Here is a 26,889-nt window from a genome sequence, read left to right on the forward strand (position 1 = left end):
CGCCGCGATGATCGCCTTCACATTCGCGGTCTGCTCGTCGTTCAGGTCGATGCGCGACTGGGTGCCCTGCACACCGTGCGGGATCAGCTTGTCACCCTGCACGCTCACGCTCACCGGCTTGACGCTGGTGGTGGTGGTGGTGGTGTCGGCCGCGTGGGCGGCGACGGGGCCGGCGAACACGCCACCGGTGAAAGCCAGACCAGCAATACCCAGGATGCTCTTACGCAGAATCGTGTTCATCAGGGGGCTCCATTCGGGGGATCGACGCCCACACCGACAGGGGATTCGGCGCGGGTGCGAGCACCACGTCAGGCGCTCAACAAAGTCTTCGAGAGTTCGGCTGCTCGCGGGGGCGGGGGCCTCTACGCGGCGCCGGAAGAATGTCCAACGACCCGCCACCCGGCGTCATTCCCGGGCGCCTCACGCCACCGGCAAGCGGCGCGGGTTCACCTCGTCGGGCGCCTCACGCCACCGGAGGGGACGGCGCGGGTTCACCTCGTCGGAACCATGCACAACGACCGGCCGGGCGAGATGATTCCCCCGCCGGAACCGGACTCAACGACCGGCAGCCCCGGACTGTTCCCACACCCGGCACCGCCACCGCGAGGGGCGGGGCCTTGCTCGGTCGGTCACCCGGTTACAACGCCACCGGCCCGCCCACGATTCCGCCACCACAGTGCCACCCACCACCCCCGAACCCGACACCCACCCCACACCTCCCACACACCAGATGCAGCCGCCCCCGGCCCGCCGCCGAGCGCATCCCACCGCGCCCAGCCCGGGCAACCTCGCTCCGCCGGCCCGTGATCAAGGAGTTTGCGGCACCTTTCGGCACCTACGAGGACACAAACTCCTTGATCACCCCCGAAGGAGCCCTCCCACCCATCACAGGGTCGATCATGAGGTTAGCGGCGACAAAACGGACACCACGTGCCGCCAAGTTCATGATCGACGCCCTCAGGGCGGGCCGAACCGAGGAGCCGCCCCGCCGCAGGGCCGCAGGGCCGCAGGGCCGCAGGGCCGCACCCGCGATCTTGCAGTTTGAGCCGCCCGAGCGTCCCATTCGCGAGGTTCATGGGGCACCCAAGTGCAAGATCGCGCGGGGGCATCAGGAGCTAGGGGGCGGCAACCCGCCAGGATCCCGGGGCGACCTCGGCGATCTTGGAGTTGTGGCACCTCGTATACCTCGCCAAAGCGGGCATCGTGGGCGCCACAACTCCAAGATCGATGGCGAGGAGAGGGCGTCATGCGCGGGCAGCCGGGCTGGGCAACCCGGGTGCCGGATCCCGCCGAGGACGAGGGCTGGCCGGGCCCAGCTCAAGCCCCGCCGGGTCAAGATGTGTGGGGGCGCCGCCACTTCGGGGAGGTGGGCGTATCCGAGGCGCTGCGATACCGCTACCTCGGCGAAGTGGAGTCGATCAAGCAGCCAGGGCCGGGGAACCCGCCGGGCGCGAGTCGAACGATGCCGACCCACCCGGATCTGCCGCGCGGCCCAGCTGGCAGCGAGCCGCGAGCGGGGCGACATACGAACGCGTGTGCGGCCGAGGTCAGGCGGCGGGCCAGTCCTGGGAGGCCAGACGCGGCGAGACCGCCCCGGGTGGGGCGGCCTCGAGCCAGGACAGGAATCCGGTCACAGTGGAACGCGCCATGGCGATCTCGATCGGCGCGTGGTGGCTGGTACAGCGCAGGATCACCCACTCGGCGGGCATCGACATGCGCTCCTGACCCTCGGGCAGCCGGCGTCGCTCGACCGCCAGCCCTTCGCGGGAGAGCACCCGCTTGGGGCGCAGCGCGAAGCTGAACATGCGGTACCAGCGGAGTTCGTCGCCGACGAAGCGACCGAACCCGGGCGACCAGCCACGACCGTCGAGGATCGTGGAGACGCGGACGCTCAGCCGGATGGTGCCACCACTACGGGTGAACAGTGCCCGCCGGATGAAGAGGATCAGAATGCCGACGACGATTACCGCTACGCCGATTCCGAACCCTTCGACGATCTCCATCGGCGGGTCGGCTCAGCGGGCCGGGGTGGCGGGGGTCGCGCTCTCGGCGAGCACCGTGACGCCCTCGCCGGTCACCGACAGGAAGCCGCCGGGTACGTCGTAGACGACCTGCTGGCCACCGGCCTGCTTGATGCGTACCTGGCTGGGCTCCGCGAGCTGGCCGAGCAGCGGTGCGTGCCCCGGCAGCACACCGAGCTCACCCTCGGTCGTCCGCGCGACGACCATTTCGGCCTCGCCGGTCCAGACCTTCTCCTCGACGGCTACGAGCTCGACGTGAAGCTGCTGTGCCACGCTGTCTCCTTGCTGCGGCGGCGGATTGCCGAAAGTCTAGTCGCGCCCCCGCGGCCCACCCAACGCGGGTGGTGAGAGCCGGACCACCACGGCCCCGCACCCGCTCAGGCTACTTGGTCTTCTGAATGAAGTCGGGGTGCTCCAGGAGGAAAGCGTCGAGCTGTTCGGTACGCAGAGCGGTGAAGAAGTCCTCCGCCGGTTCGAGCAGCTGCTCACCCCGGTACGCGTTGCCGGTGCCGATAGAGCCGCCCGGCAGCTTGATCGTCTCGATCGCGTTGGGGCGGATGTCCTTGAGCGCCAGCCCGAAGTCCACCACGCTGTTGCCGCGCCCGTTGAAGACCAGCGACTTGCCGGCCGCCCGCAGCACCCGGTCGAGCTTGACCGGGTTGGTCACCACGTCGGCGCTGAACGCCTGGCTCGCCATGGCCTTGACGAACTGCTGCTGGTGCCGCTGCCGGCCGTAGTCGCCGTCGGGCACGCCGTTCTTCGGGTAGCGCTGCCGGACGTAGTCCAGCGCCTGCCAGCCTTCGAGGTGGGCGTTGCCCTTCTTGTACACCGCCTGCGGTCCGAGGTAGCCGCCGCCGCCGGGCCGGAGCTGGCGGGGCGTGCCGTCCGGCTGGAGGTGTTCGGAGCGCACCTCCCGCTCGATGTACATGTCGACGCCGCCCATGGCGTCGACGATCTTCTTGAAGCCGCTGAAGTTGATGATCGCGCCGGCGTCGAAGCGCTTGATGCCGGTCACGTCCTGCACGGTCTTGGCGAGCAGTTCGAAGCCCTGCGCGGTGCTGGGGTTCTGCCCCGGCACGTTGCTGCCGTGCGACATGGCGGCGTTGAGCCGGTCGTTGCCGCCGGAGTAGTCGGCCTTGGAGAAGGCCGGGATGTCCACCCGCAGGTCGCGCGGGAGCGAGAAGAGGTAACCCCGGTCCATGCTGGCCGGCACGTGCAGCACCATGATCGAGTCGGCGAGCGGCCGGGCGGTCGCCGTACGCGGGTCGACGCCGACGAGCAGGATGTTGAGCGGACCCTTGATGTCGCTCTTCTTCTCGTTGGCGCCGGCGGCCTGGTCGCCGAAGAGGTCAGCCTTGCCGACCGATCCCTCGTAGCGGGCGACCAGGGCGCGGGAGCCGATCAGCACGGAGCCGCTGAGCACCAGCATGACGATGCCCAGGATCGTGCAGACGCGGGCCCACCGGGGCACGCCGCGCCATCGGGACCGCTTGCCGCGGTCAGTGCCGCCCTTACCGCCCACGAGCATCTCCAATCGTCGCGCCCACGGGTAGGAGACGGGCGCGGGGGTCCGTTTGGTTGCAGAGATCAACGGCCGGGATGTGAAGTCGTGTCAGGAACGGTACCGCGCGATCCGGCGAACCGCTTGCCGGAGAACCGGGCATCTGGTAGTGCAGTGGTCCGAAACGGCGAGGGCCGCCCCGGCTTTCGCCGGGACGGCCCTCGCATGTGTGAGCGGGCTCTCAGCCCTCCTCACCCATCAGTTCCTCGGCCTTGGCCTTGAGGTCTTCCAGGCCGCCGCACATGAAGAACGCCTGCTCCGGGAAGTGGTCGAACTCCCCCTCGCTGATCCGGCGGAAGGCGTCGATGGTCTCGGCGATCGGGACCGTCGAGCCGGGCACGCCGGTGAACTGCTCCGCCGCGTACGTGTTCTGCGAGAGGAACCGCTCGATCCGGCGGGCGCGGCCGACGGTGAGCTTGTCCTCCTCGGAGAGCTCCTCGATACCGAGGATGGCGATGATGTCCTGCAGGTCCTTGTAGCGCTGCAGGATCCGCTTCACCTCGGTGGCGACGGCGAAGTGCTCCTCGCCGACGAACTCCGGGGCGAGAATCCGGGACGAGGACGCCAGCGGGTCCACGGCCGGGTAGATGCCCTTGTCGGAGATCGACCGCTCCAGGTTGGTGGTCGCGTCGAGGTGGGCGAACGTGGTGGCCGGCGCCGGGTCGGTGTAGTCGTCGGCGGGCACGTAGATCGCCTGCATCGAGGTGATGGCCTGGCCCCGGACGGAGGTGATCCGCTCCTGGAGCTGGCCCATCTCGTCGGCCAGGGTCGGCTGGTAACCCACGGCGCTCGGCATACGGCCGAGCAGCGTGGACACCTCGGAACCGGCCTGGGTGAAGCGGAAGATGTTGTCGATGAAGAGCAGCACCTCCTGCTTCTTCACGTCACGGAAGTACTCCGCCATGGTGAGCGCGGAGAGCGCGACCCGCAGACGGGTGCCCGGCGGCTCGTCCATCTGGCCGTAGACGAGCGCGGTCTTGTCGATGACGCCCGACTCGGTCATCTCGGCGATGAGGTCGTTGCCCTCGCGGGTGCGCTCACCCACGCCGGCGAAGACCGAGGTACCACCGAAGTTCCGGGCCACCCGGGTGATCATCTCCTGGATGAGCACCGTCTTGCCGACGCCGGCGCCGCCGAACAGGCCGATCTTGCCGCCCTTGACGTACGGGGCGAGCAGGTCGATGACCTTGATGCCGGTCTCCAGCATCTCGGTCTTCGGCTCCAGGTCCGCGAAGGCCGGGGCCTTGCGGTGGATGCCCCACCGGTCGTCGGCCTCGATCGTCTCGCCCTCGGTGAGGTTGAGGCACTCGCCGATCGCGTTGAAGACGTGGCCCTTGACCGCGTCACCCACCGGCACGCTGATCGGCGCCCCGGTGTCACGCACGTCGGTGCCGCGGACCAGACCGTCGGTCGGCTGCATGGAGATCGCGCGGACCAGGTTGTCGCCCAGGTGCTGGGCGACCTCCAGGGTCAGCGTCTTCTCACCACCGGAGAGGGTCACATCGACGTGCAGAGCGTTGAACAGCTCCGGCATGGCGTCGCGCGGGAACTCGGCGTCGACGACCGGGCCGATGACCCGGACCACGCGACCCGTGGCCGTCTTGGTCTCAACTGCGGATACAGTCATCACACTTCACTTCCCGACGCGGCCAGCGCGTTCGCGCCGCCGACGATCTCACTGATCTCCTGGGTGATCCCGGCCTGACGGGCCGAGTTCATCTCGCGCGTGTACTTCTCGATCATCTCTTCGGCGTTGTCGGTGGCGCTCTTCATCGCCCGCCGGCGGGCGGCCGACTCGCTGGCCGCCGACTCCAGCAACGCCGCGAAGATCCGCGTGTTGATGTACTTCGGCAGCAGGGCGTCGAGCAGCGACTCCGGCTCCGGCTCGAACTCGTACGCCGGAAGCGCGCCCTCGGTCCGCGGCCGGTCCTCGACCTGCATCGGGCCGATGATCCGGGTCACCGGGTTCTGCGTCATCAGGGACTTGAACTCGGTGTAGACGATGTGCAACTCGTCCACGCCGAGGATCCCGTCGGCGCCGGCATCCCCGTCCACGTCGTCCGCGCCGGCGGTGAACGCCTTGATCAGCGTGTCACCGACCTCGCGGGCGTCTGCGAACGTCGGCTGCTCCGAGAAGCCGGTCCAGCTTCCGGCGATCTGCCGGCTGCGGAACCGGTAGTACGCCACGCCCTTGCGGCCGATGACGTAGAGCACCGGCTCCTTGCCGTCGGCGCGCAGCCGGGCGATCAGCGACTCGGCGGTCCGGATCGCGTTCGAGCTGTAGCCACCGGCCAGACCCCGGTCGGCCGTCACCAGCAGGACGCCCGCCCGCCGCACCCGCTCGCGCGGGGTGAGCAGCGGGTGGTCGATCCGCGCGTTCGAGGCCAGCGCCGTCAGCACGCCGGTGATCGCCTCGGCGTACGGCAGCGAGGCCGCCACCTTGGCCTGGGCCTTGGCGATGCGGCTCGTCGCGACGAGCTCCATCGCCTTGGTGATCTTCTTCATCCCCTTGGCGGAACGAATCCGCTGCCGGAGAACGCGTACCTGGGCGGCCATCGGATCAGCTCTCGGCCGGGCGGTCGACGCCGTCGCGCAGGCGGGTCACCGTCTCGCGGGACTGCTCACCCTCCAGCGGCTTGGCCGGCGCCTCGTTGATCCGGACCTCGTCCTCCTTGCCCAGGAAGAGCTGCTTGAACTCGGCGATGGCCGAGTCGAGCGAGGCGATGATGTCGTCGCCCCACTTGTGGTCGGCGATCGAGGCCAGGACGCCCTCGTGCTTGTGCCGCAGGTACTGCAGGAACTCCGACTCGAAGCGGCGGACCTCGCCGACCGGGACGTCGTCCAGCTTGCCCTCGGTGCCGGCCCAGACGGAGACGACCTGCTCCTGCACCGGGTACGGCGAGTAGTTCGGCTGCTTGAGCAGCTCGACCAGCCGGGAACCGCGGTCCAGCTGGGCCCGGGAGGCCCGGTCCAGGTCGGAGGCGAAGGCGGCGAACGCCTCCAGCTCGCGGTACTGGGCCAGGTTCAGCCGCAGCGAGCCGGCGACCTTCTTCATCGGCTTCACCTGCGCGGCGCCACCGACCCGGGAGACCGAGGTGCCGACGTTGATGGCCGGCCGGACGCCCTGGTTGAACAGGTCGGTCTCGAGGAAGATCTGGCCGTCGGTGATGGAGATGACGTTGGTCGGGATGAACGCCGAGATGTCGTTCGCCTTGGTCTCGATGATCGGCAGGCCGGTCATCGAGCCGCCACCCAGCTCGTCGGAGAGCTTGGCGCAGCGCTCCAGCAGACGCGAGTGCAGGTAGAAGACGTCACCCGGGTAGGCCTCACGGCCCGGCGGGCGGCGCAGCAGCAGCGACACGGCGCGGTACGCCTCGGCCTGCTTGCTCAGGTCGTCGAAGACGATCAGGACGTGCTTGCCGCCGTACATCCAGTGCTGCCCGATGGACGAGCCGGTGTACGGGGCGAGGTACTTGAAGCCGGCCGGGTCGGAGGCCGGGGAGGCGACGATGGTGGTGTACTCCATCGCGCCCGCCTCCTCCAGCGTCCCCTTGATGGAGGCGATGGTGGAGGCCTTCTGGCCGATCGCGACGTAGATGCAGCGGACCTGCTTCTTCGGGTCGCCGGAGCGCCAGTTCTCGCGCTGGTTGAGGATCGTGTCCAGCGCGACAGTGGTCTTGCCGGTCTTCCGGTCGCCGATGATCAGCTGACGCTGGCCGCGGCCGATCGGGGTCATCGCGTCGATGGCCTTGATGCCGGTCTGCAGCGGCTCGTCGACAGACTTGCGGGACATCACGTTCGGGGCCTGGAGCTCCAGCTCGCGGAAGCCCTCGTTGGCGATGTCACCGATGCCGTCGATGGGCTCGCCGAGCGCGTTGACCACGCGGCCGAGGAACGCGTCACCGACCGGCACGGAGAGCACCCGGCCGGTGCGCTTGACGCGCTGACCCTCTTCGATCCCGCCGAAGTCACCGAGGACGACGACACCGATCTCCCGGACGTCGAGGTTCAGCGCCACACCGAGCGTGCCGTCCTCGAACTCCAGGAGCTCGTTGGTCATGGTCGAGGGGAGGCCCTCGACGTGGGCGATGCCGTCGCCGGCGTCGGCGACGGTGCCGACCTCCTCGCGGGAGACGTCGGCCGTGTAGGAGGAGACGTAGCGCTCCAGGGCGCCGCGGATCTCCTCCGTCGAGATGGTCAGCTCGGCCATCCTCTGCTTCCTTAAGTATCAGGGGCCCGGGATACCTAGTACCGACCGGTCCGATGGCGTCGAATCAGGGCTGCTAAGACGCTGGTCAGCGCTTCGCGAGCGCGTTGCGGGTCTCGTTGATGCGGCGCAGGACGGTGCCGTCGTACAGGTCGGAGCCGACCTGTACGCGCGCTCCGCCGAGCACGTCGGGGTCGACCGTCTGCTTGACGGAGACCTCCCGACCGTACATCTCCGAGAGGCGGGCACCGAGGCGTCGCTCCTCGTCCTCGGTCAGCGCGGCCGCCACGGTCACGTACGCGACCTGACGGTCCCGCCGGTCGGCGGCCAGCTCGACGAGCCGGGTGAGCGCACCGGTGAAGGAGCGTCCCCCGAAACCGGCGAGCGCGGCCTCGACGAGGCTGACGGTGACCGGCTGGGCCTTGCCGGCGAGCAGCTGCCGGGCCAGTTCGGCCCGGCGCTCGACCGAGGCCATCGGGTCGGAGAGCGCGTTCGACAGTTCGGCGGAACCACCGACGACCTGCCCGAAGCGGAACAGCTCGTCCTCCACCTCGCCCAGGTCTCCGGACAGGTCCGCGCTGGCGAGCAGCGCTTCCACGCCGAGGCGCTCGACGCCGTCGAGCAGCTCGGACGAGTTCGACCAGCGGCCTGACACCAGCGACGCGAGCAGGTCGAGCGCTTCCGCGCCGATCCGGCCGCGCAGCATGTCACCGAGCAGACCGGAGCGGTCGGACCCGGCCCGGGCCGGGTCGGAGAGCGCCCGGCGCAGCCGCGGCTCACGCCGCAGCAGGGCGGCGACGGAGAGGATGTCGTCGGCGGTGGCGGCCACCGCCGACGGCTCCGCGCCGCGGACGTACGCGTCGAGGCGCTCGGCCCCGGCCCGGTACGACTCCCGGCTGGCGGCCTGCATCAGCGGGCCCCCGTGCTCTCGAGATCACTCAGGAACCGGTCGACGGTGCCCTTGCGACGCGCCTCGTCGGCGAGCGACTCCCCGACGATCTTGCTGGCCAGGTCCACCGCGATGGTGCCCACCTCGGTGCGCAGCTCGCGCACGATGGTGGCGCGCTCGGCGGCGAGCTGCTCCTTGCCGGCGGCGATGATCCGGTCGGACTCCTCACGCGCCTTGGCGAGGATGTCCTGCCGGATGCCGTCGGCGTCGGCCCGCGCGTCGTCGCGGATCTTGGCGGCGTCGGTACGCGCCTCCGCGAGCTGGGCCCGGTACTGCTCGAGCAGCTGGTTCGCCTCGGCCTGGGCCGCCTCGGCGCGCTTGATGCCACCCTCGATCGCGTCGACCCGCGCCTGGTACATCGCCTCCATACGGGGCATGACGAACTTCAGCAGGACGAAGACGAGCAGGGCGAAGGAGATCGTTCCGACGACCATCTCCTGCCAGATCGGCAAGATCGGATTGTGCGCGCCTTCGGCGGCGAGATACATGTCAGACCTCCGGGTCGGGAGAGCTCGCGTCAGCTAACGGCGAAGGCGAGCACCAGGCCGAACAGCGCCAGCGCCTCGACCAGGGCGAAGCCCAGCACCAGCCAGGTGCGGTTGTAGCCGGCCGACTCGGGCTGGCGGGCGCTCGACTGGATGTAGGCCGCGAACACCAGGGCCACACCGATACCGGGGCCGATGGCGGCGAGGCCGTAGCCGATGGTGTTGACGTTGCCACCGATCTCGGCAAGAACGTTCATTGCGGGTATTCCTCCTAGTTCACACGTGAGGGCTCACGTGTACGCGGTCGGTACCAGATTGCTTGGCCGGGCCGGGTGCCCGCCGAGCCGGATCTCAGTGCTCGTCGGCCAGCGACGTGCCGATGTAGTTGGCGCTCAGCGTGACGAAGACGTATGCCTGCAGCACCGCCACCAGCGCCTCGAAGAAGGCCATCACGATCGCCATCGCGAAGGAGAAGACCGAGGTCGCCTGGACGAAGACGCTGCTCGACCCGAGCATCACGAAGCCGCCGACGGTGAAGACCAGCAGGAGCAGGTGGCCGGCGAACATGTTGGCGAAGAGCCGCAGTGCCAGGGTGACCGGGCGGACGACGAAGTTCTGCAGGAACTCGATCGGAATCAGCAGGAAGTGCATCGGCCACGGCACGCCGGGCAGGATGAGGCTCTGCTTGAGGTACTTGCCGAGGCCGTGCTTGCGGATGCCGACGTAGTTGTACATGACGTACGAGATGGCGGCGAGCACGATCGGGAACGCGATGTGCGAGTTCGGCGAGATCTGCAGGCCGGGCACGATGCTGAAGATGTTGGTCAGCAGGATGAAGCTGAACAGCACGGTGAGGTACGGCGCGAAGCGGATGCCCGCGTTGCCCATCTGCTCACGGGCGATGTTGTCCCGGACCAGCCCGTAGACCGCCTCGGCGGCCCACTGTCCCTTGCCCGGCACCAGCTTCGGCTTCCGGTACGCGGCCACGAAGAAGATGATCAGCAGCGCGACGGCGATCCAGATCATGATGCTGAACTTGGTGACCCAGGGGCCGGCCACGTCCGGCGGGTAGAAATCCCCGACGCTGGGGGGCCAGGGAAGGTCCTGGGCGACGACCAGCTGTCCGCTCACCGTGTCATCCTCCGCACTCAACAGACCCGCGTGTGCCGGAACTCAGGCACTGAGCCTCTTCATGATCAGGTAGATCGCCCCGGCCGCGCCGAGCATCATGCCGACGGCGACCCCGATGCCGGCTGGCAGACCGAGGAACCGCTCCGCCAACCAGCCGAGGCCACCCCACATCAGAATGCCGGCGAGCAGGTAACCCACGACGGCGCCTGCCACACCCTCCGACGAGTGCTCGTCGGACTTGCGGGAGTGGGGGTCATCGGCCATGACGTGGCGAACAATATCAGCAGGGGCGCGCGGGGATGTGCGGCACCCCCCACACTGCGGACAGCGTGCGGGCCGTACTGCGGGCGCGTCAACCTGGCGCCACGTTACTCCTGTCGCGCCCGTCAGGGCACCCGCCGTACCGGACAGAATTCGGCGAAGTCACTCGATGTCGTCGCGACGCTCGAATGTGGGCAGCGGGGACCTCATCGCCCAGGTCAGGTGGGCGCCCGTCCACACCACCACGGCCGCGATGATCGCCACGCCCATGTCCGGCAGGCCGGGCCAGCCGGTGGCCGCCACGGCGGCCATCACCACGCCCAGGATCACGATTTTGGTGGCGTAGGTGACCAGGCCCACCGACATGATCATCCGAGGGTGGATGGCGTCCGCCCAGGCCACCGAGAGGCTGGAGATCAGGTAGCTGACGATCACCAGCGCCACCCCGGCCGCGAAGCCGGCCGCCCCGGTCGCGCCGCGCAGCAACGCCGCCGCCGGCACCCCCACCACCGCGAGTGCCGCGCACGCCAGCAACGGTAGCCGCAGATGGTTCAGCCGGGACCGGATCGCGCCGGGCTCACCCGCCCGTGGCGCCGTCATCGGGGGTACGCCGGGAAGGCGGCGACCATCTCGGTGACCTCGCGGGCCACTTCGGCCAGGGTGTCGGCGCCACCGGGAGCGCCGGGATCGGTGCGTACCGCGCGCGCGATCAGCCCGGCGATCCGGCCCATCTCCCCCTCGCGCATGCCCTGGGTGGTCACGCTCGGCGTACCCACCCGGATGCCGGAGGCGACGAGCGGCGGCTGCGGGTCGTACGGGATGGCGTTCTTGTTGAGCGCGATGCCGGCCGCCTCGCAGCGGGCCTCGGCCTCGGCGCCGGTCACGCCCGTCTCGCGCAGGTCGAGCAGCGCCAGGTGGGTGTCGGTGCCGCCGGAGACCGGCCGCAGGCCCTCCGCGGCCAGGCCGTCGGCGAGCGCCCGAGCGTTCGTCACCACCTGGGCGGCGTACGTGCGGAACTCCGGCTGCGCGGCCTCGCGCAGCGCGACCGCCTTGGCCGCCACCGCGTGCATCAGCGGGCCGCCCTGGGTGAACGGGAAGACCGCCTTGTCGATCCGCGCGGCCAGCGGCTCCCGGCACAGGATCATGCCGCCGCGCGGGCCGCGCAGCACCTTGTGCGTGGTCGCGGTGACCACGTCGGCGTGCGGCACCGGGGACGGGATCGCGCCGCCGGCCACCAGGCCGACGAAGTGGGCGGCGTCCACCATCAGGTACGCGCCGACCTCGTCGGCGATCTCGCGGAACCGGGCGAAGTCGACGAGCCGGGGGTACGCGGTCGCGCCACAGATGATCAGCTTCGGCCGGTGCGCCCGGGCCAGGTCACGTACCTCGTCGTAGTCGATCGTCTCGGTGTCCGGCCGGACGGTGTAGCCGACCGGGTGGAACCACTTGCCGGAGAAGTTCACCCGGCTGCCGTGGGTCAGGTGCCCGCCGTGCGGCAGGTCCATGGCCAGCACCGTGTCGCCCGGCTGCGCCAGGGCGGCGTACGCGGCCAGGTTGGCGCTCGCGCCGGAGTGCGGCTGGAGGTTGGCGTGCTCGGCGCCGAACAGGTCCTTCGCCCGGGCGATGCCCAGCTCCTCGGCGCGGTCCACCTCGGCGCAGCCGCCGTAGTAGCGCCGGCCCGGGTAGCCCTCGGCGTACTTGTTGGTGAGGGTGGAGCCGAGCGCGGCCAGCACCGCGGGCGAGGTGAGGTTCTCGCTGGCGATCAGTTGCAGGCCGCCGCGCAGCCGGTCCAGCTCCCCCAGCACCACCTCGGCGATCTCCGGGTCGACGGTACTGAGCTGCTGGAAGTCCGGCCCCCAGAAGGTGTCCCTCGCGTTCTCCACAGCGAAGGAGTCTACGGAGCCGCAGACTGGAGGCCGTGAGATGCCTCGTCACCGGCGCGACCGGCTACATCGGCGGGCGCCTCGCGCCCCGGCTGCTGGCCGAGGGGCACACCGTACGCTGCCTGGCCCGCACGGCCGGGCGGCTGCGGGACGTGCCCTGGGCGGCCGACGCGGAGATCGTCGAGGGCGACCTGCGCCGCCCGGAGACGCTGCCGTCCGCGTTCGAGGGCGTGGAGGTCGCGTACTACCTGGTCCACTCGCTCGGCCAGCGCGGCTTCGAGGCGGCCGACCGGGAGGCGGCGACCAACTTCGCCGAGGCGGCGCGCGCCGCCGGCGTACGCCGGATCGTGTACCTCGGCGGGCCGGAGCCGGCGGAGCGCGACGGCCTGCCGTCGGCGCACCTGCGCTCCCGGGCGGAGGTCGCGCGGATCCTGCTGGACAGCGGCGTGCCGACAGCGGTGCTGCGCGCGGCGGTGATCATCGGATCCGGCTCGGCCTCGTTCGAGATGCTGCGGTACCTGACCGAGCGGCTGCCGGCGATGGTCACCCCGCGCTGGGTGCGCAACCGGATCCAGCCGATCGCGGTCCGGGACGTGCTGCGCTACCTGGTCGGGTGCGCGCACCTGCCGCCGGACGTGAACCGGGCCTTCGACATCGGCGGCCCGGACGTGCTGACGTTCAGCGAGATGATGCAGCGCTACGCCCGGGTGGCCGGGCTGCGTCCCCGGGTCATCCTGCCGGTGCGCCCGCTCACGCCGTCGCTCTCCTCGCACTGGGTCGGCCTGATCACGCCGGTGCCGAACGCCATCGCCCGGCCGCTGGTGGAGAGCCTCGTGCACGAGGCGGTGGCGCACGAGCACGACATCGCGGCGTACGTGCCGGACCCGCCCGACGGGCTGACCGGCTTCGACCAGGCGGTCGCGCTGGCGCTGTCCAAGGTGCGCGACGCGCAGGTGGAGACGCGCTGGTCGAACGCGAGCGGTCCGGACGCGCCGGCCGAGCCGCTGCCGTCGGACCCGCGCTGGTCCGGTGGCACCGCGTACACCGACCTGCGGGAGCGAGCGGTGGACGCGCCACCGGAGGCGCTGTGGCGGGTCATCGAGGGCGTCGGCGGCGAGAACGGCTGGTACTCGTTCCCGCTCGCCTGGTCGGTGCGCGGCTGGATGGACCGGCTGATCGGCGGCGTCGGGCTGCGCCGGGGCCGGCGTGACCCGCACCGCCTCCAGGTCGGCGAGGCCCTGGACTTCTGGCGGGTCGAGGAGATCGTCCCGGGCGAGCTGCTCCGGCTGCGCGCCGAGATGCGGCTGCCCGGCCGGGCCTGGCTGGAGATGCGCGCCGAACCGGACGGGAACGGCGGCAGCAGGTATGTGCAGCGCGCCGTGTTCCTCCCGCGCGGCCTGCCCGGCCATCTCTACTGGGCCTCGGTGGCCCCGTTCCACGCCGTCGTCTTCGGCGGCATGGCCCGCAACATCGCCAAGGGCGCCGAGCACCCGGCCGGTTAGGCAGGAGAGCCGCTCGGCAGTGCGGGGCCGAGGAGCAGTCCCCCGTCGATGACGTACTCGGCGCCGGTGATGAAGGCCGCGTCCGGCGACGTGAGGAACAACAGCAGCGCGGTGACGTCGGCGGGCTGCCCGAGTCGCGGGACGGCGAACGGCTCGGGCGAGTAGAAGTCGGCGATCGGGGCGTCGCTGCCGGCCGCCGGCTCGGTGATGAACGGAGTCTCGATCACGCCCGGGTGGATCGCGTTGACGCGGATGTTGTCGCGGCCCAGCTCAAGGGCGGCGGTCCGGGTGAGCCCCCGAACCGCCCACTTGCCGGCGACGTAGGGCGCGTAGAAGGCGGTACCGCCCAAGCCCATGGTGGAGCCGATGTTGACGATCGCTCCTCCGCCCGCCCGCCGCAGCGCCGGGACGGCCGCCTTGATGCCGAGGAACGTGCCGGTGAGGTTGACGTCGAGGATGCGAGCCCACGTGGCCCCGTCGGTGGACTCGATGACGGCCGGCGGGTTCTGCACCCCGGCGTTGTTGACCAGGATCGTGAGCGCACCGAATGCCTTCTCGGTCTCCGCGACGGCGGCGGCCCACGACTCCTCGCGGGAGACGTCCAGGCGGACGAACCGTGCCCGGGGTCCCAGCTCGGCGGCGAGGCCGGCGCCACGCTCGGCATCTGTGGCGCCGATGACGACATTGGCGCCTTCGGCGTGCAGGGCGCGTACGTGGCTGGCCCCCTGCCCGCCGGTGCCGCCGGTCACGAGAACTGTCTGATTGGCGAAGCGGGACATCGGATCCTCCGGTGAACGCGAGACGGGATGGCGAGTCGGGCGACTCACCATGCTGACGCTACGCCCCGGGCGAATGGTGAGTCAACCCACTCACCTCGCTATGATGGCCGCATGACCCCAGCGCCGTCGGCCTATCACCAGCGCGTGGCGGAGGAGAAGCGCGCGCTGATCGTGCAGGCCGCCACCGAGCTCTTCCTGGAGTTGGGCTACGACCGGGCCTCGCTGGCGCGCGTGGCGGCCGACGCCGGCGTGTCGAAGGCGACGCTGTTCAAGCAGTTTCCGACAAAAGCGGCACTGTTCGACGCCATCGTCATCGACTCATGGGCCCGCAACGAGATCGCCGACGTGCCGCCCGCCGGTGACCTGGCGGCCGGCTTGACGGTTCTCGGACGGCACTACGCGACGCTGTTGCGCCGGCCGGAGATGACCGACCTGTTCCGCATCGTGATCGCCGAACTGCCACGCTTTCCCGAACTGGCCAGAGCGCATTTCTCCCAGGGCAAACTGCCGTACTTCGAGTCCGTCCGGCTCTACCTCGTGACCGAGCACGAGGCGGGAGCCGCGGACATCGCCGACCCGGAGTTGGCCGCTACGCAGTTCCTCGGGATGATCTCCAATTACCTGCTCTGGCCGAGCCTGGTCCTCCCGGACTGGACGGTCACCCCCGACCGCACGACAGCGGTCGTCGACGAAGCTGTCCGAACCATGGTCGCGCGGTACGGCAGGTCGACGAGCTGACTCTCAGTCGCCGGTGCGCGGGCTGGTGTGCTGGAAGGCGACGGCCTGGCCGGGCGGGACGAAGTCGCGTACCGGCTCGTCGCGCAGCGCCCACGCGAGGATCCGGCCCACCGCGGCGATCTGCCGCTTCTGCACGCCGCCGCCGACCGCGTCCCGGGGGTCGTCCGGGTTCGCGGCGATCGTCGCCACCGAGAGCTGCGGGGTGAACGCGACAACCGTCTCCGTGGCGTTCCGCTCCGAGCTGCCGGTCTTGCCGGCCACCGGACGGCGCAGGCCCGGGGCCAGCTCCTCGGCCGTGCCGCCGTCGCAGCGCCGGTACATGGACTGGTCGCCGACCGGGCAGCGGCTGGCGTCGGCCGCCGCGCGGGCGACCTCGGTGTCGAGCACCTGCCGGCAGTCGGTGTTCCCGGCGGCGACCTTCCGGCCGGACGGGTCGGTGATGGAGGTGACCGGCGTGGGCCGGCACCAGGTGCCCTCGGCGGCCACCGCGGCGTACGCGCCGGCCAGGTCGAGCGGCGTGGTGGCGGAGACGCCGAGCGTGAACGGCCCCCAGCTCTTGGCGCCGTCGCGGGCCATCCGGGCGTCGGCCGGGGCGCGGAACACGATGCCCAGCCGCTGGGCCATCTCGACCACCCGGTCCGCGCCGACCCGCTCGGTCAGCCAGGCGAAGTACGTGTTCACCGACCGGCCGAACGCGTCCCACATGTCCCGGTCGCCGTCCATCCAGTAGGTGTTGGCGTTCGCCGGGCACCACCGGCCGGCACAGCTCGCCGGGCCGGCGCCGACCGGGTACTGCGTGACGTAGACGCGCGGCGCGTCGAACACGGTGTCCAGCGGCAGCCCGGACTCCAGCGCGGCCAGCAGGGCGAACAGCTTGAACGTCGAGCCCGCCTGGTAGCCGGTGATGCCGCCACCGCCGGCCACCAGCTGGTTGACAGTGTTCGGGTAGTTCTGCTGCCCGTCCGGGTTCGCGGCCACGCCGTACGTGCGGTTCACCGCCATGGCCAGCACCCGTCCGGTGCCCGGTTGCACCACAGCGGTCGGCGCGGCGCGCGCGATCGTCTCCGGATAGACCTCCCGCACCTGCTCGCTCGCCTTGGCCTGCACGTCCGGGTCGAGCGAGGACACGATCGACCAGCCGCCGCGGCGCAGCGTGCGCTGCCGCTCGTCGACCGACTTGCCGAACGCCGGCTGGGCGTTCCACCACTGCGTGAACCAGTCGCAGAAGAAGCCCCAGTCGTTGTGGTCGGCGGGCACCGCGGCGCAGTCGTTCGGGGTGGTGTTGGGCTTGAGGGCCAACTCCGTCGCCTTCGCCACCTCGGCGTCGGCCGCGCTCGCCCGGCCGGTCTCCACCATCCGGTCCAGCACGTACGCCCGCCGTTGCACCGCCGAGTCGGCGTCGCCGTTTATCGGGTCGTCAGCCGGGGACCGGACCAGCCCGGCGAGCAGGGCGGCCTGGGCCAGCGTGAGCCGGTCCGGAGTGGTGGAGAAGTAGCGCTTGCTGGCGGCGGCGATGCCGTACGCCCCGGCGCCGAAGTACGCGATGTTCAGGTAGCGCCCGAGAATCTCGTCCTTGCCGACCTGCCGTTCCAGCGTCAGCGCGTACCGCATCTCGCGGATCTTGCGGCCGACGGTGATCTCGGTGGCGGCGGCGCGCTGCTCCTCGGTCAGCCGGGTGTCCCCGGCCAGCGCGTTGCGCACGTACTGCATGGTCAGCGTGGAGGCGCCCTGGCGGGTGCCCTCGCGGCGGTTGGCGGTGAACGCCCGCGCGACGCCGCGCACGTCGACGCCGTGGTGCTCGTAGAAGCGCACGTCCTCGGCGGCCACGATGGCGTCGCGCATCACCGGCGCCACCTCGGCGACCGGCACGTCCACCCGGTCCTCGACGTAGAACGAGGTGATGAGCGTGCGGCCGTCGTTGGCGTACAGGTTGGAGCGCTGCGCCGGCTGTGGCGCCTTGAGCGCCTCCGGCAGCGCGGTGTACGGCATCAGGTTCTTCAGGCCCAGCCCGAAGACCAGCGCGGCCGGCAGCGCCGCGACGGCCAGGACCAGCCCGGCGAGCACGCCGGCGAGCACAACGGTGAACAGCTTGTCGAGATAGGCCCGGTTCATCAGCTCTCCCCGCAGGAGCCGGCCGTACGGACCTGTTCAGAATGACCGGAATGTTCGCTTTTGCCGCCACCTTCCGAGAAAGGCGCAGGAAGTTCGCGAGGAAGGATGAATCTCAGGGCAACAGCGCGGCAGCCAGCGGCTGCACCGTCTCCTCGATCTCGTCCGCGACCCGGCTGAAGCACTGGTCGCCCCGGCCCCACGGGTCGTCCAGATCGTCGGTGGGCAGCGCGGAGGCGTGCTGCCGGGCCGCGTCGGCGGCCGCCACCAGCGCGACGCCGCGCGCGTACACGGCGTCCGGCGTGGGCTCGGCCGGCGGCAGGGCGGACCGGTCCAGCCCGCCGAGCAGGCGGCCGAACTCACCCAGCACGAACGTGCGCGCGGCGGCGTCCGGCCGCAACGCCACCACGTACTCCTGCTGGTCGGCGGTGGCGGTGAGCACCAGGTCGGCGGCGTCGATCAGGTCGGAGCGCAGCCGCCGGGCGGCGAACCCCTCGGTGTCGCCGCCGCGCGAGATCACCTGGCGGGCGGCCGGCGGGTTCATCTCCTCACCCGCGTGCCAGCCGCCGGTGCCGGCGCTGTGACTGTGCACGAGCGCGTCCGACCCGGCCGGGTCGACGTCGAGGCGGGCCAGCCGCTCCCGGACCGCGAGCAGCAGCAGCCGCTCGGCCATCGGCGACCGGCAGATGTTGCCCATGCAGACGTGCAGGACAGTGAAGGGCGGCACTCAGACCCCCCGCTCGTCGAGGATGTCCGGCACGACCTCCCGCAGCTTCGCCAGCGTCACCGCGCCCTCGCGCAGCACCCGCGGCACGTCGCCGGTCAGGTCGACGATGGTGCTCGGCACCGGGTCCACCGCCGGCCCGGCCTCCAGATAGGCCCGGACGCCGTAGCCGAGCTGGTCACGCGCCTCCTCGGCGGTGAGCGCGGCCGGCTGGCCGACCTTGTTGGCCGAGGCCACCGCCATCGGCCCGGTCTCCCGCAGCACCTCCAGCGCCACCGGGTGCAGCGGCATCCGTACCGCCACCGTGCCGCTGCTGTCGCCCAGATCCCAGGCCAGGCTCGGCGAGTGCTCCACCACGATCGTCAGCGCGCCCGGCCAGAACGCCTCGACCAGGTCGCGGGCCGCGCCGGGCAGCGAGAACACCAGGCCGTCGAGCGTGTGCCGGGAGCCGATGAGCACCGGGGGCGCCTGCCGGGCGCCGCCCTTGGTGTCCGCCAGGGCCTTCACCGCGTACGGCGTGAACGCGTCCGCCCCGATGCCGTAGACCGTGTCGGTCGGCAGGACGACGAGTTCCCCGTTCTTGACCGCCTCGATGGCAGCGGCGATGCCGCGGTCCCGGTCGGCGGGCGACCGACAGTCGTAGAGCATCACGAGGAGTCAGTCTGCCACGCCCGGGCGGTCTCGGCGTGGGTGCCGTCCGCCCGCCGGGACGCGCTCGCCCAGCGGGGCCGCCCGGCCAGGTCCCGGTGCTCCTCGACGCGGTCGTAGCGGCCGTCGCCGCGCAGCAGCGCGGGCACCGCCGTCGCGTGCGTGTCGTCGTGCTCGATCCCGATCGCGCCGCCCGGGCGCAGCAGCGTGGCGGCCCGGCGCACCACCGGGCGGATCACGTCCAGCCCGTCCGCGCCGCCGAAGACCGCCTCGTCCGGGTCGTGTCCGGCCACCTCCGGCGGCACCGTCACCGACCTCGGCACGTACGGCGGGTTGCAGAGCAGCACGTCGACCTGCCCGGTCAGGTCGGCCAGCAGCTCCGGACCGGTCACGTCGGCGGCCACCACCTCGACCGGCCGGTCCCCCGCGGCGGCCCGGTCGGCCGCGTTGCGCCGCAGCCACGCCAGCGCGGCCGGGGACCGTTCCACAGCCACCACCCGGGCCGCTGGTACCTCCTGCGCCACGGCCAGGGCGATCGCGCCGGAGCCGCTGCACAGGTCGACCACGAGCGGCGCCGTACGCTCCCGGGCCCGCTCGATCCCCCAGCCGGCCAGCAGCTCGGTCTCCGGGCGGGGCACGAACACGCCCGGCCCGACCGCCAGCTCCAGCAGCCGGAAGCCCGCCGTGCCGATCAGGTGCTGCAACGGCTCCCGGGTCACCCGCCGTCCGACCAGCGCGTCCAGGTGGTCGCGCTGCGCCGGGGTGAAGCCGTCGGCAAGCGCCAGCCGGCCGCGCGGCACCTGGAGGACGTACGCGGCCAGTTGCTCGGCCTCGGCGCGGGGCGCCTCGACGCCCGCCGCCGCGAGCGCCCGGGCCACCCGGGCGATCACCAGCGAGGGCCGTTCGCGTTCTGTCCCTTCGGACGGGTGTTGCGGGAGTGCTGTCACGCAATAATCATGAAGCGTCGCGGCCCACCTCACGAGCGGGTGCGTCCGGGCGCACACGGCAGGGAGGTCGCGAGTGGGCTGGCTCGACCAGGTCGAGGACCAGGTTGACGCTCTCCGACGCGCTCGGTCACTGCAGGAGGCCAGCCGGTCAGCGGAGGCGTGCGCCCTGCTCGACCGCGTCATCCGCACCACCGGCGACCCGTACGCCCGCGCCGACGCGCTCGTGCAACGCCTGTCCGCGCTGATCAATCTCGGCCGGACCGCCGAGTTCACCCGCGCCGTCGAGGACGCCTCCGCCGCCGTACGCGATCTCGCCGAGCCCTACCTGCACGGGCACCTCAACGCGCTCGCCGCGCTCGCCGCCCACCACCAGGGCGCGCTGGACCGGTGCGTGATGCACCTGGTCCGGGCCGCCCGCGCGCTGGGCGCCGACGACACGCCGGACCGGGACACCGCGTGGGGCTGGCACGACCTCGCGATGGCGTACTCGTACCTGAGCTTCCACGGCCACGCGCTGGGCGCGATCGAGCGCGCCCGCGAGGTGGGGCTCAGCGCCGGCATCCCGGAGGAGACGTTCGCCGCGCCGGGGATCCGGCTGCGCAACGCGGTGGCACTCGACCACAACGGCGACAGCGACGGCTGCCTGCGGGTGCTGCGCGACGTCGCCGGTGACCTGGCCCGGTTCCTGCGCGGCGGGCGGGCCGGCAACCTGCGTCCCAGCAGCCTCGCCGCGTACGGCTACGCCGCCGCCCGGCGGGCCGCGCTCGGCGACCGGGTGGAGTCCGCCGGGGACGCCGACCCGAAACGGCTGCTCGGCCACGGCGGCGACAGCGCCCGCGCCCGCGACCTGCGTCAGCTCGGTCAGGTCTGCCTGGCCGTCGCCGCCGACCGCCCGATCGAGGCGGTCACCCGGCTGGACGCGCTCCAGGTCTCCGACGAGACGCTCGGCGCGGCCGAGGCGCCCCGGCTGCGCAGCGTCGCGCTGGCCCGGGCCGGCGACCACGCGGGCGCGCACCGGGCCGACCGGCACGCGTTCCGGCTGGCCGCACGGCGCAGCGACCGGCTGCGGGACGTCTACATCGACGGCATCGCCGCCCGGATCGACCACGAGGAGATGCGCCGCGAGGCGGCCCGGTACGAGGGCGAGGCGCTCACCGACCCGCTCACCGGCCTGCCCAACCGGCGCCGGCTGGAGCGCTACCTGGGCGCTGTGGTGTCGCGGGGCGAGCGGGTGGTGATCGGCGTCTGCGACCTCGACGGCTTCAAGGCGGTGAACACCCGCCACGGCCACCACTCCGGCGACCTGGTGCTGCAACGGGTGGCCGGAGTGATCAACCGGGTGATGCGGCGCGGCGACTTCGTGGCCCGCTACGGCGGCGACGAGTTCGTCGTGGTGCTGCCCGACACCGTCATGCCGGAGGCGGTCGAGGTGGCCCGGCGGATCGAGGCGGCCGTCCGCACCGAGGACTGGGAGTCCCTGGTGCCGGGCACCCCGGTCGGGGTGACCATCGGTTTCGCCGAGGTCGACGGCAGCACCACTGTGAGCGTCCGGGAGGCGCTCGGCACCGCGTTCGAACTGGCCGACCGGGAGATGCTGCGCGCCAAGGCGCGACCGCGCGCGAGCTGAGCGGTAAGGAAGGGCCCCCTGTTAACGCCTCCGGTAGAGGAAGGGCCCCCTGTTAACACCCCCCAGCGGTCAGCGGCGGGACAGCTCCGTCTCGCCGGCCAGGCGGGCCGCGCGGTCCGCCTCGGTCAGCGCGTCGAGCACCCCGTCCAGCTCGCCGGCCAGCGCCAGGTCCAGGTTGTACGCGGTGTAGCCGATGCGGTGGTCGGTGATCCGGTTCTGCGGGAAGTTGTAGGTGCGGATCCGCTCGGAGCGGTCCACGGTGCGGACCTGCGCCTTACGGGCGTCCGACGCCGCCGCGTCGGCCTGCTCCTGAGCAGCGGCGAGCAGCCGGGCACGCAGGATGCGCATGGCCTGCTCGCGGTTCTGCAGCTGCGACTTCTCGTTCTGGCAGGAGACCACGATGCCGGTCGGCACATGAGTGATCCGTACCGCCGAGTCGGTGGTGTTCACCGACTGGCCCCCGGGGCCGGACGAGCGGAACACGTCGATGCGCAGCTCGTTCGGGTCGATGGTGACGTCGACGTCCTCCGCCTCGGGCAGCACCAGCACGCCCGCCGCGCTGGTGTGGATCCGGCCCTGCGACTCGGTCACCGGGACGCGCTGCACCCGGTGCACGCCGCCCTCCCACTTGAGCCGGGACCAGACGCCGTTGCCGCCCTCCGGCACGCCCTTGCTCTTGATCGCCAGCGACACGTCCTTGACGCCACCCAGGTCGGAGTCCTGGGCGTCGATCACCTCGGTCACCCAGCCGTGCCGTTCGGCGTACCTGGTGTACATCCGCAGCAGGTCCCCGGCGAACAGCGCGGACTCCTCGCCGCCCTCGCCGGCCTTGATCTCGACGATCACGTCCTTGGCGTCGTGCGGGTCGCGCGGGATGAGCAGTTCCGCGAGCCGTTCCTCCAGCGCCGGCAGAGAGGCGGCGATGGCCTCCGCCTCGGTGGCGAACGTCGCGTCCTCGGCGGCCAGCTCGCGCGCGGCGGCCAGGTCGGCGCGGGCCTGCTCCAGCTCGCCGGCCGCCTTGTGCAGCGGGACCAGTTCGGCGTACCGACGGCCGACCCGCCGGGCGGCGCCCTGGTCGGCGTGGATGGCCGGGTCGGCCAGCCGCCGCTCCAGCTCGGCGTACTCGTCGAGGAGGGCGGCCAGGCGCTCACTGCTCATGCTGCGGATGCTCCTTGGGGATTAAACCGGCGCAAACGGACGAACGCCCGTGCCCGGCGGGAGCCGGACACGGGCGTCGTCGACGGAGCTACTTGGCCTTCTTGGCCTGAACCTTGGCGTACTTCTGCTGGAACTTCGCGACCCGGCCGGCGGTGTCCAGCACGCGCTGCTTACCGGTGTAGAACGGGTGGCAGGCGCTGCAGGTCTCGACGCTGATGGCGCCGCCCTTGGCGGTGCTGCGGGTCGTGAAGGTGTTGCCGCAGGAGCAGCGGACCTCGGTGGTCGCGTACTCCGGGTGGATGTTGGGCTTCATGTCGCCTCGGTCCTTTCGTCGGTGGTCGCCGGGTCGCCGTCGGTGCTCCCCGTCGTCCGCGACGGGCTCGGGCGTGAACCGGAACCGGTGGCCGATTGACCAGTGTGCCATGGGGCTCGCCCACCCGGCACAGGAGGTCCGCCACCCGCAACGCCCGCCCACACTCCCGCATTCCCACCCCCACGCCCCCCACCCTGCTGATCATGAACTTGACGGCAATTCCTGTCGCTTTTGTCCAGGTCAACTTCATGATCAACGGAGCGACGGCGGAGCAAGGCGGGGGGCGGGGGGTCGGGGCTCCTCCCCCAGGATGAGGAGCCCCGGCCCCGGGTCAGGCCGCGGGGGCGCGGACCGCTGCGGCGGTGGTCACCGTCGTCTCGGCCTTCACGCCGTTGACTGTCACCGCCAGCAGCACCTGAACCCCCGGACGCAGCGCGGTCAGCCGGCCGGTGGCCGGGTCGAACCGGGCCACGTGCCAGGGCCGTACGCCCGCGGCACCCCCGATGTGCAGGTTCGGCGAGCCGGACCAGTCGGCGCTGACCGGCGCGGCCACCGGCACCTGCCGGCCGCTGGGCTGGGTGAGCGCGGCCGTGACGTCCACGGGCGAGCCCTGGCGCACCTGCGCGGGCGCGGTCAGCGCGAGCCGGTCGACGTGCGCGTGCGTCTCCGCGTTCACCCACGTCGGGCCCTCGGCCAGCGGGTCACGGCGGGCCCGATCGGCCTCCCCCGGCGTCACCGGGTCCACCCCGAACTCGGTCCAGCCGGTGAACCCGCCGAGCGCGGCCGGGGTGGACGGGTCCTTGCCCGAGTTGCCGTTGATCACGTACGGCACGCCGTCCACCCGGTCGGCGTGGAACGTGCCGACGTGGCCGTTGACCATCAGCGCGCCCTTGCCGGTGCGGTGCTGGAAGTCGGCCAGCCACTGCTCGACCAGCGCCGCTTCCTTCCGGTCGCCGAGCTGGCTGGCCTTGGCGGGGCTCGGGTCGCGCGGCGGGTGGTGGAACAGCACCGCCACTGAGCCCACCGAGCGGTCGGCGGCGGCCTGGTCGAGCGTCCGGCGCAGCAGCTCCACCTGGTCGAACCCGCCGCCGCGCAGCGAGCCGGTGGCCGTGCTGAGCGTGAGGAACCGGGTGCCCCGGTGGTCGAAGACGCGCGAGGTGTCCCCGAAGACGCTGCGGAAGTTGTCGATCGGCGCGCCCATGATCTCGTGGTTGCCAGGTACGTAGTGGTACGGCACCTCGCCGCCCAGCTCCTCGTCCAGGATGCGCTTGGCCAGCGCGAAGTCCGCCGGGTAGGCGGTGTCCACGAAGTCGCCGTTGATGATCAGGAAGTCCGGCCGGGCGGCGCGGACCTCGCGCAGCGTACGGCGGGCCTGGGCGACCAGGTCGCTGTCCGGGTTCGCGGCGACGAACTGGGCGTCGGAGAGCACAGCGAAGCGCCAGGGGGCCCCGTCCACGGTGCCGTCACGCACCACCACCCGGTCGGTGCGGTTCGGCTCCGGCGGCGCCTGCACGTCCGGCGGCACCCGGGCGACCAGGTCGTCGATGACCACCTCGCTGCGGTACTGCTTGGCCGGGTCGGTCTCGGCGACGTAGAACCGGCGCACCCGCACCGGGTACTGCACGCCGGGCGGTACGGCGAACTCGACGTAGCGCCAGCCGGTCCAGTCCAGGTACGGGCCACGCAGCACGAACTGGGTGTCCTGCGCGTCGTGCAGGTGCAGGCTGGGCCACTCGCCGGCGCTGTTGGCCTTGATCCACATGCCGAACGCCTGCGGCTGTCCTGGTACGTCGATCCAGGCCGGCGGGTCGGCGTACGCGGCCCGGGTGCCGGTGGACTGGCTGAAGTCGTACGACATCCGCAGCCCGGTGCCGGTGTGCCCCTCGGCCGGGGCGACCGCACCGGAGGCGCGGGCCTGGCTGAACTTCCACGACGCGGCGTCGTCGAACCCGGACACCGGCACGTCGGTGAGCCCGACGGTCACCGGCAGGACCGTGGTGCGGTTGCCGACCCGCGCGGTGACCAGCGCCGAGCCGGTCTCGCGGAGCGCCGTGACGGACAGGTTGCCGTCGGCGGTGGGGGTGACCGAGAGCAGGTCGCTGTCGTACTCCAGCTTCAGGTCGGCCGGCTCGATCGGCGCGGTGTTGCCCTCGGCGTCGTAGCCGACCACGCCGAACAGGCCGCTGTCGCCGGCCCGGTCCAGGCCGACCCGGTCGACGGTGCCGTCGATCCGCGCCAGCGGACCGAGCACTGTCAGCTCGATCGTGCCCCGGGCGCGTCCGCGCGCGGCGGTGACGGTGCTGCGGCCGGGCACGGCGGCCCGGAACACGCCGTCGCCGTCCACCCGTCCGTGGGTGGCGTGCCAGCGCGGCTCGCCGGCGGCCGGGCCGTACGTCTCGTCGTATCCGGCGGCGGTGAGCCGGCGGGTGAGGCCCGGGAAGACCCGGTCCGGCCGGCCGCCGCGCACCGGCGCCACGCCCGGCGCGGCGGTCGGGTCGCTGGCGGTCTCCAGCCAGTAGCCGGTGAGCCGGCCGCTGCCCTTCGGGGCGTAGACGGCGAGCCCGTTGGGCACCGGCCGCTCGCTGCCGTCGGACGGGCTGTTCTCCACCTGGACCGTGGCCGCGCCCGGCTCCCTGGCCAGCAGCGTGGACGAGCCGCCGCCGTCGAGGTTGAGCGCGTTCGCCGCGCCCAACTCGGCCATCATGCGGCCCATCTCGGTCTGCGTGACGCCGCGGCTGTCCACCTGCCGGCCGTCCACCGTCAGCATGATCATCTTGCGTCCGTCGGCGGAGAAGCCGACAGCGGTACGCGGAGCCAGCGACTGGTCGGCGATGTCCTGCACCACGCCGTCGCGGACCAGCACGTTGCCGCCGCCCACCGCGGCGCGCAGGTCACCGCCGTCGGAGGCCCGCGGCCGCCAGGACACGTCCACCGCGTCGCCGGGCCGCAGCGCGGCGAGCGCGTCGGCGCCGGCCTCGCGGCCGAGCAGCACAGTGCTGCCGGCCGGGATCGGCCCCTCGCCCGCCGTGGTGGCCACGCTCGCCACCCGGCCGCCGGTCAGCGTCACCTCGACCGTCCGGGCCGCGCCCTCCACGGCCCGCTTGCGGGTGTACGAGCCCCAGAGCGGCGTGAAGACGCCCACGCCGTCGCGCTGCACCATGTTGTTGAACTGGGTGAGCGGCACCGGCCCGGTGGGCAGCGTCGCGGCGCCCTCGAAGCCGACCTCGACGACCCGGCCGATGCCCTGGGCGCTGACGCCCACCGCGTTGGGATGCCCGGCGACCGGCGACTGCACCAGCTCGCCGGAACGGATGCCGACGCCCTGGGCGGCACCGGAGTTGTTGATGTCGAAGAAGTCGCCGTTCACCGCCGCGACCGCGCGGGACCGGTCCACCGCGGCACGCAGCGGCTCGTCCCGCGTCACCTCGCCCGAGTTCACGTAGTCCACGGTCAGCCCACCGCTCAGATCCGCGGTGAGCGCGTCGGCGCGCAGCCAGCCGGCCGCGTCGTACCTGTCGAAGGAGGTCAGGCTCAGGCCGGGCGCGACCGGCCGGGTGCTCTTGGCGGTCTCCAGGCCGCCGGCCGGCTCCACACCGGCCAGCGCGACGGCGGGGTCGGGACGGGACGAGGCGCGTGGCGCGTCCTCGGCGGCGGTGGCGGCCGGCGGCGCGACGGGCGACGGCCCGGCGGCCGTCGCGGCGGACGGCGTCGGCGCGGTGATGGTCAGCAACGGCGTCAGCAGCAGGACGCCGGCGAGGCGGGCGGGTCGACTGCGGGTTCGCATGGACGACAGTCAACCCGACGATGAACAGAAGTTTCAATACCTAGCGGCTGAACCGAAGGAAA

Annotated in this window: 24 protein-coding genes and 1 pseudogene; 3 read left to right on the forward strand and 22 right to left on the reverse strand. The window is 72.0% G+C overall.

The features are described from left to right. The 14 genes and pseudogenes from AMK25_RS12980 to glyA all read right to left on the reverse strand — a co-directional run. Nucleotides 1–240 (reverse strand): annotated as a pseudogene (locus AMK25_RS12980) (hypothetical protein); the annotation flags it as partial. A gap of 1,307 nt (nucleotides 241–1,547) precedes the next feature. Beyond that, nucleotides 1,548–2,003 carry a DUF2550 domain-containing protein gene (locus tag AMK25_RS12985; protein ID WP_073828656.1) on the reverse strand — a complete coding sequence of 152 codons (456 nt, stop codon included), beginning with the start codon at nucleotides 2,001–2,003 and terminating at the stop codon, nucleotides 1,548–1,550. Between the two features lie 12 nt (nucleotides 2,004–2,015). After that, nucleotides 2,016–2,294 (reverse strand): F0F1 ATP synthase subunit epsilon, encoded by a 279-nt coding sequence (locus AMK25_RS12990; protein WP_073828657.1) that lies wholly within the window; start codon nucleotides 2,292–2,294, stop codon nucleotides 2,016–2,018. A 109-nt stretch (nucleotides 2,295–2,403) separates the two neighbouring features. Continuing rightward, nucleotides 2,404–3,549: an LCP family protein gene (locus AMK25_RS12995; protein ID WP_073828658.1), complete on the reverse strand. Its 1,146-nt coding sequence runs from the start codon at nucleotides 3,547–3,549 to the stop codon at nucleotides 2,404–2,406. A 214-nt stretch (nucleotides 3,550–3,763) separates the two neighbouring features. Continuing rightward, the gene (atpD, locus tag AMK25_RS13000) at nucleotides 3,764–5,209 is read right to left on the reverse strand and encodes a F0F1 ATP synthase subunit beta (protein WP_073828659.1); all 1,446 of its coding nucleotides are present in this window, start codon (nucleotides 5,207–5,209) and stop codon (nucleotides 3,764–3,766) included. Continuing rightward, a complete protein-coding gene (locus AMK25_RS13005) occupies nucleotides 5,209–6,138 on the reverse strand; it encodes a F0F1 ATP synthase subunit gamma (RefSeq protein ID WP_030504728.1) in 930 nt (309 codons plus the stop codon). The genes atpD and AMK25_RS13005 overlap by 1 nt, the downstream gene beginning before the upstream one ends. 4 nt (nucleotides 6,139–6,142) lie before the next feature. After that, nucleotides 6,143–7,792, reverse strand: a complete 1,650-nt coding sequence (gene atpA, locus AMK25_RS13010; RefSeq protein ID WP_073828660.1) for a F0F1 ATP synthase subunit alpha — start codon at nucleotides 7,790–7,792, stop codon at nucleotides 6,143–6,145. Nucleotides 7,793–7,877: 85 nt separating this feature from the next. Then, entirely contained in the window at nucleotides 7,878–8,699 is an 822-nt protein-coding gene (locus AMK25_RS13015) for a F0F1 ATP synthase subunit delta (protein ID WP_073828661.1), read from the reverse strand. Next, nucleotides 8,699–9,226, reverse strand: coding sequence for a F0F1 ATP synthase subunit B (locus tag AMK25_RS13020; RefSeq protein WP_018789140.1), 528 nt, complete (start codon nucleotides 9,224–9,226; stop codon nucleotides 8,699–8,701). Before AMK25_RS13020 ends, AMK25_RS13015 begins: the two co-directional genes overlap by 1 nt. A 29-nt stretch (nucleotides 9,227–9,255) precedes the next feature. Continuing rightward, nucleotides 9,256–9,480, reverse strand: a complete 225-nt coding sequence (gene atpE / locus AMK25_RS13025; RefSeq protein ID WP_018789141.1) for an ATP synthase F0 subunit C — start codon at nucleotides 9,478–9,480, stop codon at nucleotides 9,256–9,258. Nucleotides 9,481–9,574: 94 nt separating this feature from the next. After that, nucleotides 9,575–10,354 (reverse strand): F0F1 ATP synthase subunit A, encoded by a 780-nt coding sequence (atpB, locus tag AMK25_RS13030; RefSeq protein ID WP_073828662.1) that lies wholly within the window; start codon nucleotides 10,352–10,354, stop codon nucleotides 9,575–9,577. Nucleotides 10,355–10,396: 42 nt separating this feature from the next. After that, complete coding sequence (locus AMK25_RS13035; RefSeq protein WP_073828663.1) at nucleotides 10,397–10,618, reverse strand: hypothetical protein; 222 nt, start codon at nucleotides 10,616–10,618, stop codon at nucleotides 10,397–10,399. A gap of 159 nt (nucleotides 10,619–10,777) precedes the next feature. Further along, nucleotides 10,778–11,215 carry a hypothetical protein gene (locus AMK25_RS13040; protein WP_073828664.1) on the reverse strand — a complete coding sequence of 146 codons (438 nt, stop codon included), beginning with the start codon at nucleotides 11,213–11,215 and terminating at the stop codon, nucleotides 10,778–10,780. Continuing rightward, nucleotides 11,212–12,498 carry a serine hydroxymethyltransferase gene (glyA, locus tag AMK25_RS13045; protein WP_073828665.1) on the reverse strand — a complete coding sequence of 429 codons (1,287 nt, stop codon included), beginning with the start codon at nucleotides 12,496–12,498 and terminating at the stop codon, nucleotides 11,212–11,214. The genes AMK25_RS13040 and glyA overlap by 4 nt, the downstream gene beginning before the upstream one ends. Before the next feature lie 35 nt (nucleotides 12,499–12,533). Here glyA and AMK25_RS13050 point away from each other — a divergent pair, with 35 nt between their 5' ends. After that, nucleotides 12,534–14,000, forward strand: a complete 1,467-nt coding sequence (locus AMK25_RS13050; protein WP_073828666.1) for an SDR family oxidoreductase — start codon at nucleotides 12,534–12,536, stop codon at nucleotides 13,998–14,000. Here the strand turns inward: AMK25_RS13050 and AMK25_RS13055 are convergent. After that, complete coding sequence (locus AMK25_RS13055; RefSeq protein ID WP_073828667.1) at nucleotides 13,997–14,779, reverse strand: SDR family NAD(P)-dependent oxidoreductase; 783 nt, start codon at nucleotides 14,777–14,779, stop codon at nucleotides 13,997–13,999. The two genes, AMK25_RS13050 and AMK25_RS13055, sit on opposite strands and share 4 nt — an antisense overlap. A gap of 111 nt (nucleotides 14,780–14,890) precedes the next feature. Here AMK25_RS13055 and AMK25_RS13060 point away from each other — a divergent pair, with 111 nt between their 5' ends. Continuing rightward, on the forward strand, nucleotides 14,891–15,517 hold the full coding sequence (locus AMK25_RS13060) for a TetR/AcrR family transcriptional regulator (RefSeq protein WP_073828668.1): 627 nt from the start codon (nucleotides 14,891–14,893) through the stop codon (nucleotides 15,515–15,517). A 3-nt stretch (nucleotides 15,518–15,520) separates the two neighbouring features. Here the strand turns inward: AMK25_RS13060 and AMK25_RS13065 are convergent, their stop codons facing one another. The 4 genes from AMK25_RS13065 to prmC form a co-directional block, all read right to left on the reverse strand. Then, a complete protein-coding gene (locus tag AMK25_RS13065) occupies nucleotides 15,521–17,629 on the reverse strand; it encodes a transglycosylase domain-containing protein (protein ID WP_073828669.1) in 2,109 nt (702 codons plus the stop codon). A gap of 112 nt (nucleotides 17,630–17,741) precedes the next feature. Then, on the reverse strand, nucleotides 17,742–18,353 hold the full coding sequence (locus AMK25_RS13070; RefSeq protein ID WP_073828670.1) for an arsenate reductase/protein-tyrosine-phosphatase family protein: 612 nt from the start codon (nucleotides 18,351–18,353) through the stop codon (nucleotides 17,742–17,744). Continuing rightward, a complete protein-coding gene (locus AMK25_RS13075) occupies nucleotides 18,354–18,998 on the reverse strand; it encodes an L-threonylcarbamoyladenylate synthase (RefSeq protein WP_073829317.1) in 645 nt (214 codons plus the stop codon). It lies immediately after the preceding gene. Next, entirely contained in the window at nucleotides 18,998–19,888 is an 891-nt protein-coding gene (prmC, locus tag AMK25_RS13080) for a peptide chain release factor N(5)-glutamine methyltransferase (RefSeq protein ID WP_073828671.1), read from the reverse strand. The genes AMK25_RS13075 and prmC overlap by 1 nt, the downstream gene beginning before the upstream one ends. A 130-nt stretch (nucleotides 19,889–20,018) precedes the next feature. Here prmC and AMK25_RS13085 point away from each other — a divergent pair, with 130 nt between their 5' ends. After that, nucleotides 20,019–21,572 (forward strand): GGDEF domain-containing protein, encoded by a 1,554-nt coding sequence (locus AMK25_RS13085; protein WP_073828672.1) that lies wholly within the window; start codon nucleotides 20,019–20,021, stop codon nucleotides 21,570–21,572. 69 nt (nucleotides 21,573–21,641) lie between these two features. Here AMK25_RS13085 and prfA read toward each other — a convergent pair whose 3' ends face one another. From prfA to AMK25_RS13100, 3 genes are all read right to left on the reverse strand, one after another. Beyond that, nucleotides 21,642–22,730 carry a peptide chain release factor 1 gene (gene prfA / locus AMK25_RS13090; RefSeq protein ID WP_073828673.1) on the reverse strand — a complete coding sequence of 363 codons (1,089 nt, stop codon included), beginning with the start codon at nucleotides 22,728–22,730 and terminating at the stop codon, nucleotides 21,642–21,644. Nucleotides 22,731–22,818: 88 nt separating this feature from the next. Continuing rightward, nucleotides 22,819–23,043: a 50S ribosomal protein L31 gene (gene rpmE, locus AMK25_RS13095; RefSeq protein ID WP_073828674.1), complete on the reverse strand. Its 225-nt coding sequence runs from the start codon at nucleotides 23,041–23,043 to the stop codon at nucleotides 22,819–22,821. Nucleotides 23,044–23,374: 331 nt separating this feature from the next. After that, nucleotides 23,375–26,827, reverse strand: coding sequence for a phosphodiester glycosidase family protein (locus AMK25_RS13100; RefSeq protein WP_073828675.1), 3,453 nt, complete (start codon nucleotides 26,825–26,827; stop codon nucleotides 23,375–23,377). Nucleotides 26,828–26,889 lie beyond the last annotated feature (62 nt).

Source organism: Micromonospora sp. TSRI0369, assembly GCF_001905625.1.
In the GTDB taxonomy this organism is placed as follows: Bacteria; Actinomycetota; Actinomycetes; order Mycobacteriales; family Micromonosporaceae; genus Micromonospora; species Micromonospora echinospora_A.